12 protein-coding genes are annotated in these 14,799 nt (G+C 63.7%); 7 read left to right on the top strand and 5 right to left on the bottom strand.

Annotation, left to right across the window (positions count from 1 at the left end; all coding sequences use genetic code 11):
- The first annotated feature begins 46 nt into the window (after positions 1-46).
- From INT40_RS07340 to INT40_RS07330, 3 genes are read left to right on the top strand one after another with little or no spacing between them, the layout of a single operon-like run.
- A complete protein-coding gene (locus INT40_RS07340; protein WP_193071412.1) occupies positions 47-748 on the top strand; it encodes a biotin transporter BioY in 702 nt (233 codons plus the stop codon).
- Complete coding sequence (locus INT40_RS07335) at positions 745-1,515, top strand: energy-coupling factor ABC transporter ATP-binding protein (RefSeq protein ID WP_193095813.1); 771 nt, start codon at positions 745-747, stop codon at positions 1,513-1,515. The genes INT40_RS07340 and INT40_RS07335 overlap by 4 nt, the downstream gene beginning before the upstream one ends.
- Positions 1,512-2,150 carry an energy-coupling factor transporter transmembrane component T family protein gene (locus INT40_RS07330; protein WP_226830906.1) on the top strand — a complete coding sequence of 213 codons (639 nt, stop codon included), beginning with the start codon at positions 1,512-1,514 and terminating at the stop codon, positions 2,148-2,150. Before INT40_RS07335 ends, INT40_RS07330 begins: the two co-directional genes overlap by 4 nt.
- Positions 2,151-2,164: 14 nt before the next feature.
- Here INT40_RS07330 and INT40_RS07325 read toward each other — a convergent pair whose 3' ends face one another.
- Together INT40_RS07325 and INT40_RS07320 are read right to left on the bottom strand one after the other, a co-directional pair.
- Positions 2,165-3,079: a hypothetical protein gene (locus tag INT40_RS07325; RefSeq protein ID WP_193095812.1), complete on the bottom strand. Its 915-nt coding sequence runs from the start codon at positions 3,077-3,079 to the stop codon at positions 2,165-2,167.
- On the bottom strand, positions 3,079-3,276 hold the full coding sequence (locus INT40_RS07320) for a hypothetical protein (RefSeq protein WP_193095811.1): 198 nt from the start codon (positions 3,274-3,276) through the stop codon (positions 3,079-3,081). The genes INT40_RS07325 and INT40_RS07320 overlap by 1 nt, the downstream gene beginning before the upstream one ends.
- A gap of 238 nt (positions 3,277-3,514) precedes the next feature.
- On the opposite strand from INT40_RS07320, the gene INT40_RS07315 reads away from it, so the two are divergent.
- Complete coding sequence (locus INT40_RS07315) at positions 3,515-4,078, top strand: cysteine hydrolase family protein (protein ID WP_101574138.1); 564 nt, start codon at positions 3,515-3,517, stop codon at positions 4,076-4,078.
- A gap of 16 nt (positions 4,079-4,094) precedes the next feature.
- Here the strand turns inward: INT40_RS07315 and INT40_RS07310 are convergent, their stop codons facing one another.
- A complete protein-coding gene (locus INT40_RS07310; RefSeq protein ID WP_257930234.1) occupies positions 4,095-5,249 on the bottom strand; it encodes a glycosyltransferase family 4 protein in 1,155 nt (384 codons plus the stop codon).
- 257 nt (positions 5,250-5,506) lie between these two features.
- Here INT40_RS07310 and INT40_RS07305 point away from each other — a divergent pair, with 257 nt between their 5' ends.
- The 3 genes from INT40_RS07305 to INT40_RS07295 all read left to right on the top strand — a co-directional run bounded on the left by INT40_RS07305 (position 5,507) and on the right by INT40_RS07295 (position 9,731).
- Positions 5,507-6,118 (top strand): LemA family protein, encoded by a 612-nt coding sequence (locus INT40_RS07305; protein ID WP_193095810.1) that lies wholly within the window; start codon positions 5,507-5,509, stop codon positions 6,116-6,118.
- A complete protein-coding gene (gene truA / locus INT40_RS07300; RefSeq protein WP_193095809.1) occupies positions 6,115-6,969 on the top strand; it encodes a tRNA pseudouridine(38-40) synthase TruA in 855 nt (284 codons plus the stop codon). Before INT40_RS07305 ends, truA begins: the two co-directional genes overlap by 4 nt.
- Before the next feature lie 188 nt (positions 6,970-7,157).
- A complete protein-coding gene (locus INT40_RS07295) occupies positions 7,158-9,731 on the top strand; it encodes a bifunctional metallophosphatase/5'-nucleotidase (protein ID WP_193095808.1) in 2,574 nt (857 codons plus the stop codon).
- 13 nt (positions 9,732-9,744) lie between these two features.
- On the opposite strand, the gene INT40_RS07290 is transcribed toward INT40_RS07295, so the two are convergent.
- Complete coding sequence (locus tag INT40_RS07290; RefSeq protein ID WP_193095807.1) at positions 9,745-11,946, bottom strand: hypothetical protein; 2,202 nt, start codon at positions 11,944-11,946, stop codon at positions 9,745-9,747.
- A complete protein-coding gene (locus INT40_RS07285; RefSeq protein ID WP_193071420.1) occupies positions 11,943-14,621 on the bottom strand; it encodes a hypothetical protein in 2,679 nt (892 codons plus the stop codon). The genes INT40_RS07290 and INT40_RS07285 overlap by 4 nt, the downstream gene beginning before the upstream one ends.
- Positions 14,622-14,799 lie beyond the last annotated feature (178 nt).

The following is a 14,799-nucleotide window of genomic DNA, read 5'->3' as shown; positions in this document are numbered from 1 at the left end:
TGATGCCCGAGTGAGCCTCGGGCATCACCTAACCATCGGAGAACTCATGTCATATGCGCACACCGACAGTCCAGCCTCGGCGAGGGGCCCGCGAGCGAATTCGGCGGGCAGGGCCGGCGATATCGCACTGATCGCGGTCTTCGCCGCTCTGCTGGCGGCGTTCGCGATCATGCCGCCGATCCCGGTGGGACCCGCCGGTGTGCCGATCACCCTGCAGACCTTCGCCATCGCGCTCTGCGGTCTGGTGCTGGGCCCCTGGCGCGGCGGGGCCGCAGTTCTGCTCTACGTCGTCCTGGGGCTGCTGGGTCTGCCGATCTTCTCCGGCATGAGCGGCGGCATCGGCGTGCTCGCCGGACCAAGCGCCGGCTACATCACCTCGTTCACGCTCTACGCCTTAGCCACCGGCTTCGTCGCCCGCTGGGCCATTCGCCGCTTCCGCGGATCGAAGCTGTGGATCGCACTGTTCCTCGGCGCGCTGGGGTCGAGTCTGCTTCTCAATCACCCACTGGGAATCCTCGGGATGTCGATCAACGCCGACCTGCCCCTGGGCGTGGCAGCGGTCGCGGACCTCATGTACTGGCCAGGCGACATCATCAAAAACGTCCTCGCGGTCTCCGTCGCCCTCCTCATCCACCGGGCCTTTCCAGATGTCCTCCGTCGACGAGGTGTCCCGACGCCGGTGCCCAACGCGCGGACTGCCGGCGCTGGCTCTGCAGGTTCTGGTTCCGAAGGTGCTGCGGCGCAGTGATCTTCGGACGAAAGGGCGGTCCTGCTTCAGCGGGGGAGGGGACACGGGAGATCTCGTTCTCCGAGGTCTCGGTCGGGGTCCTCGATGACACTCCAACGGGCGACGTCTACCGCCCGATCCTCACCGACGTCAACGTCACTGTGGACGAGCCGACAGTTGCCATCATCGGAGCCAACGGGTCTGGGAAGTCCACACTGCTGCAGCTGTTCAATGGGCTGGTCACCGCGAACTCGGGCCAGGTGTTCATCGACGGTCTCGACCCGGTCGTCGACGCCAAACAAGTCCGTTCGCGTGTGGGTTTCGTCTTTACCGACCCGGCTGCGCAGTTGGTGATGCCGACCCCCCTGGAGGACATCGAACTCTCCCTGCGCAAGCGTGTGCCGAAGGCGGAACGTCGTGGAGCTGCCCTAGCCGTGCTCGAGGAACTGGGCATCGCTGAGCTGGCCGATCGCAGCGTCTATGAACTCTCCGGCGGTCAGCGGCAGCTAGTGGCACTGGCCGCTGTGCTGGCTGTCGACCCGCAGATCCTCGTCCTCGACGAGCCGACGACGCTGCTGGACCTGCGCAACAAGGAGAAGCTGCGCAAACTTCTCACAGACCTTGTCGCTCGTCGCGGTGTGCGCGTGATCTTCTCGACCCACGACTTGGAGTTCGCCGAGCTGGCCGACCGTGCTCTCGTCGTCGATTCCGGCCGTATCGTCCACGACTCGGCCCCCGCCGAGGCGACGCAAATGTACCGTGAGCTGATCATGAGCGACTGTTCATGAGTCGCCGCTCCCGTGCCGGTATCCGACCGCGACCGCAGCTGTTCGGCAAGGTGGCGCACACGCCCGGTTGGCTGCACAGAACAGCACCCGGGGTGAAGCTTGGTGTCATCGCCCTGATCGGAGTCGTGGCACTGATCTTTCGTGACCCGATCATCAACTGGTCGATGTTCGCCGTGCTCGTGGTTCTCGGCTTCAGCGCCAGATTGAAGCTGCACCATTTTCTCAAAACCTGGCTCTACGCAGGGGTCTTGATCCTCATTGTCGTGGTCATGCAGTATTTCTTCGGATCGCTGCAAGCCGGCCTCACCGTCGGCGGCACCGTGTTCGCCTGTGTGCAGGCCGCCCTGCTGCTGACCCTGACGACGACCGTGGCGCAGCTGCTCGACACCTTCACCGTCATCGTCTCGCCGCTGCGTTATCTTCGCGCCAGCCCGGATACGATCGCACTGACCGCAAGCCTCATGGTGCGCGCCATCTCCCACATCTCCGGACTTCTGGGGGAGGCCGACCGTGCCGCCCGAGCCCGCGGCCTCGACTCGAGCATCAAGGCCAGGGTCGTCCCTGCGATCCTGCGCTCGGTGAAGTACGCCCAGGACACAGGCCGAGCACTCGATGCCCGCGGGATCGTGGACTGAACCGGCCGAGAAGGCTATGTCTGCTGATCTGACACGGTCAGTTTTCGGCTGACGGTCTTTGGCGCACGGTGTTCTGTTCGACCGTAGAAGCAGACGGTGAGGATGAGAGCGACAAGCAATATCCAGGAACTGATTGAGCTTCTGTCGGGGAAGATGACCGTTTCTGTGATGAAGCTGATCCCTGGGACTGATGCCATGATGGCTGACGTCATGGTGGCTGATGTTCTCATCATCCCGGATTGGATCATGATGAGTGGCAGCGCGACGGCAGCGAGCCCGAGAGGGACGAACCACATCACCAGTGATCCGGCATGCGCTAGGGAAGGGTACTCCCGCCAGCTCGCCGCGGCGCAGACGAACGCCAATATATAGGTGGCGTGGTAGCGCACTGCCAAGATTGAATATGCTGAGACGCCTTGTGTGGAAAGGCTGCGCGAAATCGTCGCGAGAACTGCAAGCCCGATTCCTGCAATGACGCCGAGCAGCATTCCTATGATCGTGCCGAGCCCGGGAGCCGACGCCCCCGTCATGTGCTGCGACCAGCCGAACCCGATTGAGAGGAGGAAGATCGTGATGGAGATCAACCAGAGGCGAAGAAGTGGCAGACGATTTTTGAAACTGGCGATGACAAGCGCCGCGAGCGGGGCTGCCGCTGCTTCGGCTCCCGCAGCCAACGAAGCTGGAATCCAGATCAGTGCAAGATAGAAAGCACCGAAAGTGATTGCGGTTGCCAGGTTCAACGCGACAGCGCCCGCCGCTCCGATCTTCGCATCGGAGGTCTTGTGCGTGGCCTTGAGGAACATCCCGGTGATTGACGCTACGAGGAACGCACACCCGAGGAAGAGAAACATCGATCCTGGACTGACGGTGAGGCCGACGACAGCATTGGCCGCGCCCTGAAACGTGGCACCGATGATGATGAGCAACATCAGCGTGTCCTGGTTAATGTGTCGGAAACCTTGAAGATGGCACCCTCTAGCGGCAGTTTCGCATGCGACAGATACCCGGCCTTGCTGCGCAGGACTCGGCGCTCTTCGGCGAACTGGGCGGCTCCAGACCTTTTGCCCCGACCCAGTACGGCGGGGACGACGGTGTCACCGAATCCTTGCGGATAGACCTTTGGCATGGTGGCCATCCTTCCAGGTTCCTGTATCGACTTGCCAGGTCAGCTATCTTCAACCGCTGAGCGAGTCCCGCAGGTCGAACGGGACGAACGGGAAAGACCGAACCTCGTCTGAAGCCCAAAGCAGACCTCGGTGACGGGAGCTTCGAACGAAGAGTATCCTCGGCGGTAGAACGGCAACCGATTCATGTCTCAACGAGCAGATAACTCGGCTGTCGCGCAGTACTGCGAAGGAGACACGATGACTGCAACACACCGCCCCGTCCTACTCGCCATGGACTTCCAGAACGGCATCGCCGGGGATGAGGCTTTCACCCAGACCGGAGTTCTCGAGCGTGCCCGTGATGCGGTCGCTGCCGCGAGAGAGAAGGGGATTCCCGTCGTCTGGGTGCGCGTTGCTCTGCGGAATGGTCATCCTGAACTTCCAGAGACTGCATCGTTCAAGCAGATTGCTGCCCATGGTGATCTTGATGAGGCTCATGCTTCGACGAGCATCCACGACACGTTGGGTCGCCACGAGGGCGAGCCGATCGTGACGAAGCGTCGTATCAGCGCCTTCGCTGGCAGCGATCTCGCGGTGATGTTGCGCGGCTACGGAGCCGACACATTGATCCTTGCAGGTGTGGTCACCAGCGGAGTGGTCCTTTCGACCGTTCGTCAGGCGGCCGACCTCGACTACCGGCTGACGGTGCTCTCCGACGCCTGCGCCGATCGAGACGAAGAAGTCCACCGAGTGCTTACACAGAAAGTCTTCCCCAAGCAGGCCACCGTGCTCACCGTCGCCGAATGGTCCGCGCAGGCCTGAGCGGTGAGTGAGCCTCTCAGCTTGTCTGGACGGTGAAGCCGCGGCCCAGGACCTGCGGGTGCGGATTCTCGATCGCTCGCGAATAGTGGCCGATGAGCTGTGAGCACACGCTCTTCCAGCTGCGGCGCAGCACCTGCTGGCGGCCGTCGACACCGAACGCTCGACGCTTCGCCTCATCGCCGAGGAGGTCGATGACATGTCCGCGCATCGCCGTCAGGTCCTTCGGCGTGTAGAGCCACCCGGTGTGGGAGGAGTCGACGAGGTCGAGCGGGCCGCCTCGAGCGGGGGCGATGACGGGCACTGCTGAGGCCATGGCTTCCTGGATCGTCTGGCAGAAGGTCTCGAGCTCGCCGGGAGCAACCATGAGGTCGAAGCTGGCTACCGCCTGAGCCAGAGCATCGCCACCTAGGAAGCCGGCGAAATGCGCATTCGGCAGCGAGCGTTCGAGTCGAGCCCGCCAGGGTCCGTCACCGACGATGACGAGTTTCGCGCCGGGCACATCCTCCAATACGGCCAAGTCTTCCACCTGCTTCTCGGCCGCGAGCCGGCCGACGTAGCCGATGATCTTCTCACCGTTCGGTGCCACCGACCGACGCCAAGCCTCTGATCGGTGACTGGGGTCGAAGCGGGAGGAATCGACTCCACGTGCCCACAGATCCACCTCGGCGACTCCCAGTCCGGAGAGCTGATCGAGGGTGTAGCTCGATGGGGCCAGCGTCAGGGAGGCGTGCTGGTGGATGTTGCGCACATGCGACCACAGCATGGCCTCGATGCCGTGCATGCCGTAGCGGGCGGCGTAGGCGGGAACCTCGGTCTGATAGATCGCCACTGTCGGCAGGTCGAGGCTCTGAGCTGCCAGAACCCCGCGCCAGCCGAGAACGAAGGGGCTGGCGAGGTGGACGACATCGGGGGCGAAGGCCTCCAGCAGTCGTCTGATGCGGCTGACTCCGCCGGGAGCCACACGGACCCGACGATACTTCGGCAGGGCGATCGAAGGGACACGGATGATACGGGCTCCGGCGACCTCCTTCGGGCCGTCGCGGCGCGTGCCTGGTGCGATGATGAGGACTTCGTCGCCGCGGTCGGACAAATGGTCGAGGACGCGGAGGAGGGAGTGGGTGACCCCATTCATGTTGGGGAGGAAGGACTCTGCAATGATCGCTACTCTCACAGAACTCAGTTCACGCCCCCAGGGTGAAGGACGGGCGACATCGAGGCGACCCTCCGGCGACGAACTGCCGAAATCGCCGCACGGACCGTTGATGTCGCTGCGCACGGCGCCGCGCGGATAGCAGCCGTCCGAACTCCCAATGGACTGCCGGCGACGGCAGGCTCACGCCTTCATGAGGAACCGACGGCAGGTTCGCGGCGAGTCTGAACCCCGCGTAAACTTAAGTGTCGGGAACGGAAGTGAAAGGGGGAGCGGGAATGGTCTGGATCATTGTCGGAGCATGTGTGCTCGCCCTGGTCATCCTCGCCCTTGTTCTGACATTCCTGCGGTTCAACCAGCTGTCGATGGCTCGCTCACTCTGCGATGAGGCCAAACGGCAGCTGCTCGTCGAACTCCGCGGCCGGCACGCCCTCGTACCCGCCTACATCGGGACCCTGCAGCAGGTGACCACACGAGATCTCAGCTCTGTCGAACTCGCGCTCACCTCGGCCGAGCGTGCTCCGTTCGGGCCTCGCGGAGCTGCCGCGGAGAGAGCGCTGACTCGCGCCATCGACGACGCGGCACAGATTCCCAGCCAGCTCAGCGACAAGGCAATCTCTAACGAATCGACCCCGGTGATGCAGACGAGCCCCCGGGAAGAGCTCGACACCACCATCGGCCTCCTGCACGGGCAGCTGACCGTGCTGTCCGAGCGCATCCTGTCCGGGGCCCGCATCTACAACACGAACGTCGACCTCTACCACCGGCAGCGCGAGCATTTCGTGTCACGGCTGTTCAAGAATGTTTTCAAGGCCCGCGAACCGTTCATCGACGCGCAGCCTGAGGAGCAGTCTGGAGTTCAGGACCAGCGAGGACCGGCCGGATCATGACGCGGTTTCGCATTGACCTCGGCTACCGCGGCACCGAATTCTATGGCTGGGCAAAGCAGCCTGGCCTGCGTACCGTACAGGCCACACTCGAAGCAGGGCTGGCCAGAATCACCGGCGACGAGGTGGCCACCATCGTCGCCGGTCGCACCGACTCGGGCGTCCACGCCAGACGCCAGACCATCCACATCGACCTGCCCGCAGCCGGCATCGAGAAGCTCATCGGCAACTCCTCCCGACCCGCCGAGGCGGCACTCCTCTCGCGGCTGCGCGGCGTCCTCACCGCCGACGACACCGATGACATCATCATCCATTCCGCATCCGAAGTCCCTGAGGCATTCGACGCCCGATTCTCCGCACTGTGGCGGACCTACCAGTACAGACTCGCCGACCGCCGGTCCTTCATCGACCCACTTCTGACTCCGGTGACCCTGAAGCACAAAGGCGAACTCGACGCCGAGGCGATGGCCGAAGCCGCACGCGAGGCTCAGGGCCTGCATGACTTCCTTCCCTTCTGCAAACCTCGGGCGGGTGCAACGACGATCCGCACCCTCTACGAGCTCGAGGTCACCCGGGACCAGGACGCCGTGATCATGATCGATCTGCGTGCCGATGCATTCTGCCACCACATGGTCCGTGCCCTGGTGGGAGGCTTGATCAAGGTGGGGTCCGGCACCTGGCCGGTGACTCGGCCTGCGGAACTTCTCTCCGAGGCGGATGTCGGGATCGATCCCTCGTACCCCATGTTCGTCACGCCCGCACATGGGCTCGTCCTCACCGGGGTGGGCTACCCCGAGGCCGAGCTCTATGCCTCCCGCGCGGCCGAGACGATGGCACGTCGCTCTCAGGAATAATCCGGTATGACAGGGAAACTCTCGTTTTTTTGAGAGAATCCCCCTATCCAGATGTGAGAATCCTGTGTACATTCACATGTAGGTAACTCATCGTTCGCTTTGGCCCTGCAGAATAAGTCTGCTTGATCCACTCAGGCACAAGCGCAGGTGCTGTGCAGTGGATGTCATGACTGAAGGAAAACACATACATGTCGAAATTTGTCACGAAGATGCTGGCAACAGGAGCTGCGGTGTCAATGTTGACGCTGCCGGGACTCGCCCCTGTTGCCGCCGCATCTCTCGGAGGTGATTCCCCCAAGGAAGCACCCGCCGAGGTCAGCATCCCCGAATCATCCCCGAACACCACATCCCCAAGCGATTCATCCGCCGGCACTGACGCCGAAGACGAAGAAGACACAGGCACTTCCGCTCAGGCGGCAGCCGAGGGCACCAAGGTCCAGCTGCTCAACATCACCGACTTCCACGGACGCATCGCCGAGGCCGGCACACAGCTCGCCTCGGTCGTCGAAGAAGAGCGCGCAAAGTACGCAGCCCAGGAAGGCACTGCCGGGACCGGGTTCCTCTCCGCCGGTGACAACATCGGCGCCTCCACCTATGTCTCCTCCTCCCAGCAGGACACCCCGACAATCGACGTGCTCAACGCCATCGGCGCTCAGGCCTCGGCTGTCGGCAACCATGAGTTCGACCAGGGCGTCGACGAACTGACCGGCAGAGTCTCCTCCGAAGCAGACTTCCCCTACCTTGCCGCCAACGTCTACGACAAGAAACCCGGCAACCTCGTCGACGGGCTTCAGAGCTACACGACGGTCGACGTGGGTGGCGTGAAGGTTGCCGTCATCGGCGTGGTCACCAAGGACACCAAATCACTGGTCTCACCCGATGGCATCGACGGTCTCGTTTTCGGTGACCCCACCGCGGCCGTCAACCGCGTCGCCGGTGAGATCGAGGCTCTGCCCGATGATGAACAGCCGGATATGACGGTCGTTGAGGCCCACCTCGGCGCCTCAGACACCGAGAGCCTGGAGGATGCGCAAGCCTCGAATGCCGAGTTCAAGAAGCTGGTCACCGAGGCGGATGCCTCCGTCGATGTGCTCTTCACCGGTCACACCCACCTGCCGTACTCGTTCGAGGCACCCGTACCCGGCGCACCCGAGCGGACACGACCCGTGATCGAGGCCGGCAGCTACGGCGAATACGTCGGCCAGGTTCAGCTCGAAGCCGATGCGAACGGAAACTGGACGACCGAGAACTCCGGTCTCATCAAGACGGAGGACAAGAGCTACGACTCGCCCGTCGTCGACGAGGTTGCAAAGATCATCGCCGACGCTGACGAGAAGGCGAAGGTCCCGGGCTCTGTCGTTGCCGGTGAGATCAGCGAGGACATCAATCGGGCGAAGAAGGACGGCAAAGAGGATCGCGGTGCGGAGAGCACCCTGGGCAACCTCGTCGCCGACGCACTCAAGGACGGAGTCGAGGGCACCCAGCTCGACGACGCCGACTTCGGCATCACGAACCCGGGCGGACTGCGCACAGACCTCAAATGCGAGGACATCTACAACGAAGAAGATAAGTGCGAAGTCACCGCCGCCGAGCTCAGCTCGGTCCTGCCCTTCGCCAACGACCATGGTGTCGTGACGATGAAGGGCTCCGATGTCATCGGCCTGTTCGAAGAGCAGTGGCAACCAGACGATGCCTCGCGTCCGTTCCTCCACCTCGGCATCTCCGAGGAACTCGAAGTCGTCTACGACTCCGAGGCGGGACAGGGCAAACACGTGAAGTCGGTCGAGGTCGACGGCAAGAAGCTTGACCCTGACAAGGAATACAGGGTCGCTACCTTGAGCTTCCTCGCCGCTGGGGGAGACAACTTCTTCTCCTTCGCCAAGGGTGACTTCGAACTCTCCGGGCTCACAGACTTCGAGACCTGGGTCGACTACTTCGAAGAGCGAACAGAAGCCGACGAGAAGGTTTCACCGGACAAGGACGAACGTCAGGCCGACCTGGCCATGGACGTCATCGACAACGGCCAGCTCGAGGTCGATCTCGCCGCCCCCGGCAAGAGTATCGAGCCCGGTGAGAGCAGGGACTTCGTTCTCAACACCACCGCGAAGACGGAGGTGCCAGGACCCGTGGAGGTGACCGTTGACCTGCCCGAGGGCTACACCGTCAGCGCCGCCGATTCCGGATCGACGGGAACCCAGGCGACCGCGAAGTCGGCGACCGCGAAGGGCCCCGAGGTGAAGGTGGACGCTGCGGCGAAGACCATGACCTTGGAATCGATCCCGGCCGGTGCCAGTGATGTCGCCATCAACGTCACCGCCCCCGCGGACGCCTCCGGTGAGGTCACCGTCGAGGTGGGTTTGCAGGCCGGAGACGGGCAGTGGTGGGATGACAACCCGCTGCCGGTCAGCCACAAGTTCGAAGCCACGGCGCAGGTCGGCGATGAGGCGAACGCGGCAGCCGGCGACAACGGCACCTCCGACGGTGCAGGATCAAACGCTGATGCCGATGGTCGAAATGACGGATCGGCGAACGCTTCCGGGTCGAATGCAAGCTCCAACGGAGACGGTGCGAACGCGGACGCCTCCGGGGCCACCTCGGCGAATGCGGACGGAAGCGGAGCGAACGCGAACGGCTCGAAGGACGGCGGGGACTTGCCGCGCACCGGCTTCGATGCCTTGAACCTGGTGGCGGCGGCACTCGCACTCATCGTCGCCGGCAGCATGGCAGTGACCATGGTGCGCCGGCGCAGAACCGCCGTGTGAGGGCAGACGGCGGTCAGACGGAACTGAAGAGTTTCGTCTGACCGCCGTTGTCTGCCGTCTGGTTCGGATCGAAGGTTTCGAGATGGACGAGAACGGGAACGAGGAAGAGGATGCCCACGGCGGGGACGACGATTCCCGAGTCGTTGATGATGGTGCCGACCCCCAGCAGGATGGCGAGGCTGATCATGCCGGCCCGCAGCAGTGGGATCCGAGTGTAGGAGTCGGTCATGCCCTGCAGTGAGAAGCGCTGCGGATCGAGCGCCAGCCAGAACACGCCGATGATGATGAGTGGCAGGACGAGTGTCATCCATGACTGGGTCAAGATGTCGATGTTCATGCCGATCTTGCGGGCGAGCACGCTCAGGGCCTCACCGCTGATGATGGAATCGAAGAAACGGCCGAAGTGGGTGCGCTGATCGGCCGGGCGCAGCCAGTCGATGAACAGAACGGCCAGCATAACGAAGCCGGCGATCCCCACCGTCAGGCCCATGCGTTTGAGCGAGAATCTGATGCTCGCGGCCGCGAGGACGAGGTAGGCGACGCCGATGATCAGCGTCGGCACGGACCCGAATTTCGTGCCCAGCCCCGGGGCAGCCAGGATGACGCTCGACACGAGGACCGGCACGGTGACGATGAGGATGCGCACGATCGGCCGGGTTGTCAGCGATGCGAACCCGGCGACGGCCAGCAGGAGGGCGCAGCAGTAGAGCGCGAGTGCTGAGTTGCCGATGCCGTAGAACCTCGATGCGATGAGCAGCGGCTCGCCCAGCAGCGTCGACATCTGGAGCTGAGAACCGGTGATCACGTCGTAGGCCAGGACGAGAACTGTGACGACGCAGATGAAGAGCATCGGCCCGAGTTTGTTCCCGCGCCACGGTCCGAGCAGGGCGATGGCTCCGAGTATCAGCGACCAGCCGACCAGGGCTCCCAACATCGCAATATCCGGGTTGGTCGCTCGCTCCCACGGCACCGTGTTGACGAGGTAGGTCGACACCGGCATTGCGGCGAAGACGGTGCCCAGCCGGTAGGCACCGGAATGGACGAGATCGCGATGATTCTTACGCAGGAACCAGGCCAGGACCAGTAGGCCGATCATGAGCGCAGCGACCACGGGGAAGAACCAGGTGGACAGTTCGTTCTGGGTCTTCACCGCCACCTGACGGTCGAGAACGGCCTGGTAGCGAGACTCCCAGCTGCCTCCGGTGTCAGAGGTCATCGGAGCACCGGCCGCATTGGCCATGGGTTCACCGCCGCTGAGTTCGACAAGCGTCGGTGCGATGTCAGGAACCTGCACCAGACCCGGCTGACGTGTCGACGAGGAGGTCAGCAGTCCCGGGGCACCTCCGGGTTGAAGCATCATCGTCGCCTGCATCGAGGAGCCGTCGTTGGCGCCGTCAGCGATGGAGGAGAAGATCACCGGCGATTTCCCAGATGACAGTCCCTGGGCGGCGTTGCTGTCGCTCCACCCTGTGGCGGCAAGGATCGTGCCGACCCGCTTGTCGAGGTTCTTAAGGGAGTATCCGTCCGCGGTCGTGTTTCCGAGGTCGATGAGTGAGAGCTCACCACCCTCCGAGGCTTGGGTGGCCTTGTCGGCGAGGTCATCGCCGGCCGGAGTCCACCCAGTGACATGCCCGTTGGGTGAAGCTGCGGCGATGGCGGCACCGGAGCCGAAGGCCTTGATCGTCGGTACCGACTCGGAGAGTCCGCCCAACAGGGCATCGTAGTTGTCCCCACGAGCCACCTGGCGATAGACGTCCCAGTCCGCGACCCAGCCATCGAGCGGTGGGGCAGACTGACGGCACTCCTCCCGCGGTTCGTCGGCGGCGCGACGGCCCGACCCGACACCCAGCCAGCCGTCGACGGGGCAGCTGCTGGAGTGCACGCTGCGTGGAGTGATGGTGCCGATCTGCGCGGACTTCATCATCTTCCACAGATTCGGGGTGGTGCGCGGGTCGAGGTCTTCGAAGCTGAAGCCGGACACTCCGATGAAGATCGGTGCGGTGCCCGATTCGGGTGTCTTAGGTGGGGCGTCCGTGGCAGTGTTCGCCGAGGTGGTGCTCTCAGTATTGCTGGCCGAGGCAGCGGTATTGGTGGTTGTGCTGGTGCTCTCGGTCGTGTTCGTGCTCGCCTGGGAAGCCGGCGGGAGGCCGAGGACGAGCAGGGCGATGACGAAGACGCCCAGCAGCACCCGCAACGGGAAGATACTGCCCCTCATGTCCGATCCCTCCCGGTCCCGGTCGAACCATCGGGGGAGTCGGTGGCAGCGGAGTCGGCGGCAGGCGAGGCGGCTGCGGGCTTGGCAGCCATGAGGATGGTGTGGCGGCTGCGCCCACCTGAACCGCGCCCACCTGAACTGCGCCCACCTGAACCGCGCCCACTTGGAGTGTCGTGGCGTGGTCTGCCCTGATCTGGGTTTCCGTCTGTGACTGGTTCGTTCGCGTGTTCGGCGCTGAGGGCCAACAGGTAGGGCAGCAGCACCATGGCACCGGTGGAAGGCACGGCGATCCCGGAATCCGTGAGAACCAGACCCACCGCCATGCCTGTGGCCGCGGCGAGGAACCCGAAGTGGATGTCCTGGTCCGCGAACACCTGCGGCAGGCGACCGCGCCATTTGTTCGTCAGTCGACCCGTGCGGCTGGTGGGCGCAATGCTGGGGAAGTGGAGCAGGTAGCGGAGGAAGAACAGGATGGCGATGACTGCAAGAGGAGTCACGATCGCCAGTCCCGGGTTGATCTGAATGATGTGGAGGTTGGCTCCAAGCTTGCGACCGACCACCTGCAGAGCTTCACCGGTCACGATCTGGTCGAAGAAGTTCCCGAAGTGTGATCGTGCCCCGGGCACGCGCAGCCAATCGAGGAATGCGATGCCCAGCAGCACTGCCAAGGAGGCGAGGCCGATGAGCACGAGGCGGAAGACGGACAGGCGGATGCGGCTGACCAGTGCCAACAGCACAAGCAGGCCCGCCAAGGTGGCGATCGTGCCACCGAACTTCGCACCCCATGCCGGGTTCCCGGACACGAAGACCGCAAACAGTCCAAGGACGAGGGGCAGGAGGAAGACCATCCGGCGATGCCCTTTAGCCCTCAGCCAGGAGATCGCAAGACCCAGGAAGATGAAGAGGCTGACGATGAAGATCGCCGCACCCTGATTGCCCAGCCCGTAGTAGCGGCCACCGACGATCGGGTTGTAGCCCAGCAGCGAGTTCCCCTGCAGATGCGAACCGGTGATGAGATCCGCGGAGAGGATGAGGAAACTCAGCAGCGAGAGTGCAGCCACACGACCGCGCCAGGTGCGACCCCACGGGGGGAGCAGAGAGGCTGTGAAGAGGAGCGCTGCTGAGACAGCGATCGACACGCTGAGTCCGAACCCGGGGTGCGGCAGTCTGGCCCACGGGAACAGGCTGGCCACGAACGCGCTCATCGGCACGGTCGCGACGGCCAGTGAGACCCAGGCGAGGAATCGGTGCACCTTCGGAGCCACCGTCGCACCGCCTCGGCGACCGAGGAGATTGCGGCTCAGGAGGAGTCCGCACAGGAGGAACAGGACATAGAAGATGATGTCGAGGAGGAGGGAGAACGTCGACAGATGCTGATAGATCGACGTCGCCTTCTGCGCTTCGGACACGAGGTCGTCGATGCGCTTGTGCGGATCGTCCTCGCTGGGCGTGTTGTCGAATTTGATGCCGCTGGGAGAGGAGATGCCGAACTGGTCAAGGATTCCCGGAGCGATGTCCGTGATCTGCAGGAGCCCGGGTGTGCGAGTGCTGGGTGAAGACAGGCTGCCCGGTTCGTAGCCGGGACCGGAGGCAACGAAGGCGCGCAGCTGCGGCAGACCCGAACTGTCGCCGAGGCCGGCCACCATGATCGTCGGCTCCGCGCTTCCCGGCTTTGCGTTCTCCTTCACCTGCTGCAGTTTGTCGCCCAGACGTTTGTCGGCCTCGGCGACGCGTTCGTCACGGTCGAAGAAGACAGGGACGGTGTAGGAGAAGTTGGGGATTGGATCGTAGAGCCAGGCCGAAGAGCCGATCGAGCCCAAGTCAACGAGATCGAGCCGGCAGTCTGTGGCGGCGGCATCGTCCGTGTAGTTGGCCACAACGCCGTTCTCGTCGGCGACGGCGTAGGCCGCGCCCGGTCCCTCGGCGGCGACGCAGGGCTGAAGCTGCGAAGCATGTCCCGCTGCGTCTGTCCCCTGAGGCACAGTCGTCCCTTCAGAGCCAGCCTTCCCCTGTTCACGCACGAGTCGAGCGAGCATCCCGTAGTCCACCGAGTAGCCAGAATCGATGTTCGGCTCCTTGATGGACTCGAAGTCATCGATCCTTGCAGTGGTCGTACCCTTCACCTGCTGTTTCGTGAGATCTTCATCACCCGATACGGCTGCTCCACCACTCGATTTCGTGGTGCTATCCGAATCTTCGGCTGTCTTGCCCACTGCCTCTTCGCCGGTGGACGGAGCGCTCAGAGACGGGCAGGTCGACTTGCTTCCTTCTTGTTCCGGGTCGGTCGGCGGACCCGCCTGGGCGCGGGCGCCGGCACCCATGGACAGCCAGCCCGAACCGGGGCAGGTGGCTGAGCCGATGGTGCGGACGTTGAGGTTGGCTGCAGCACCGTTGGAGAAGAGCTCGTAGAGGTTCGGTGTGCGCTTCGGATCGATATCATTGATGGTCAGGCCGGGTATGCCGTAGACGATGGTCTTGCCGTCGGGGGACCCTGCGGCATCCGAATCTGCATCCGTTGTTCCCGTGCCCGCAGTCGCTGAGGTGGTCGATGACACTGGTGTGCTCGCCGTCGTTGCGAAGTCCCCGCCTGCAGTCGGTGACTCATCCGCCGCGGTGGCCGGTGACTGTGCCGGACCGAGTACGAGCAGCAGGAGCCCGAGAACTGATCCCAGCACGAGGAGTCTGTATGCGGGAAGGCGCGTGGGCAGAAGGGATGTAGGCGGCACAGGTCAATAGTATCGGCTCAGCTTTCCACCCGCTCTGGCACTGGCCTGAGCGTTTGCTCCGCGAGAGCGGATGCATGTATATTTGATTGTCGTTGTGTGTGTCCGTCGTGCTCCCTTACATAGCCTC

The organism is Brevibacterium sp. FME17, assembly GCF_014897515.1.
In the GTDB taxonomy this organism is placed as follows: Bacteria; Actinomycetota; Actinomycetes; order Actinomycetales; family Brevibacteriaceae; genus Brevibacterium.
This window is presented reverse-complemented; position numbering and strand designations above follow the sequence as displayed.

What these genes read in the sequence shown, in the direction of transcription:
- INT40_RS07340 (WP_193071412.1), top strand. Translation starts at nt 47, where the DNA reads ATGTCATATGCGCACACCGACAGTCCAGCCTCGGCGAGGGGCCCGCGA.
- INT40_RS07330 (WP_226830906.1), top strand. Translation starts at nt 1,512, where the DNA reads ATGAGTCGCCGCTCCCGTGCCGGTATCCGACCGCGACCGCAGCTGTTC.
- INT40_RS07325 (WP_193095812.1), bottom strand. Translation starts at nt 3,079, where the DNA reads ATGTTGCTCATCATCATCGGTGCCACGTTTCAGGGCGCGGCCAATGCT.
- INT40_RS07320 (WP_193095811.1), bottom strand. Translation starts at nt 3,276, where the DNA reads ATGCCAAAGGTCTATCCGCAAGGATTCGGTGACACCGTCGTCCCCGCC.
- INT40_RS07315 (WP_101574138.1), top strand. Translation starts at nt 3,515, where the DNA reads ATGACTGCAACACACCGCCCCGTCCTACTCGCCATGGACTTCCAGAAC.
- INT40_RS07305 (WP_193095810.1), top strand. Translation starts at nt 5,507, where the DNA reads ATGGTCTGGATCATTGTCGGAGCATGTGTGCTCGCCCTGGTCATCCTC.
- truA (WP_193095809.1), top strand. Translation starts at nt 6,115, where the DNA reads ATGACGCGGTTTCGCATTGACCTCGGCTACCGCGGCACCGAATTCTAT.
- INT40_RS07295 (WP_193095808.1), top strand. Translation starts at nt 7,158, where the DNA reads ATGTCGAAATTTGTCACGAAGATGCTGGCAACAGGAGCTGCGGTGTCA.
- INT40_RS07290 (WP_193095807.1), bottom strand. Translation starts at nt 11,946, where the DNA reads ATGAGGGGCAGTATCTTCCCGTTGCGGGTGCTGCTGGGCGTCTTCGTC.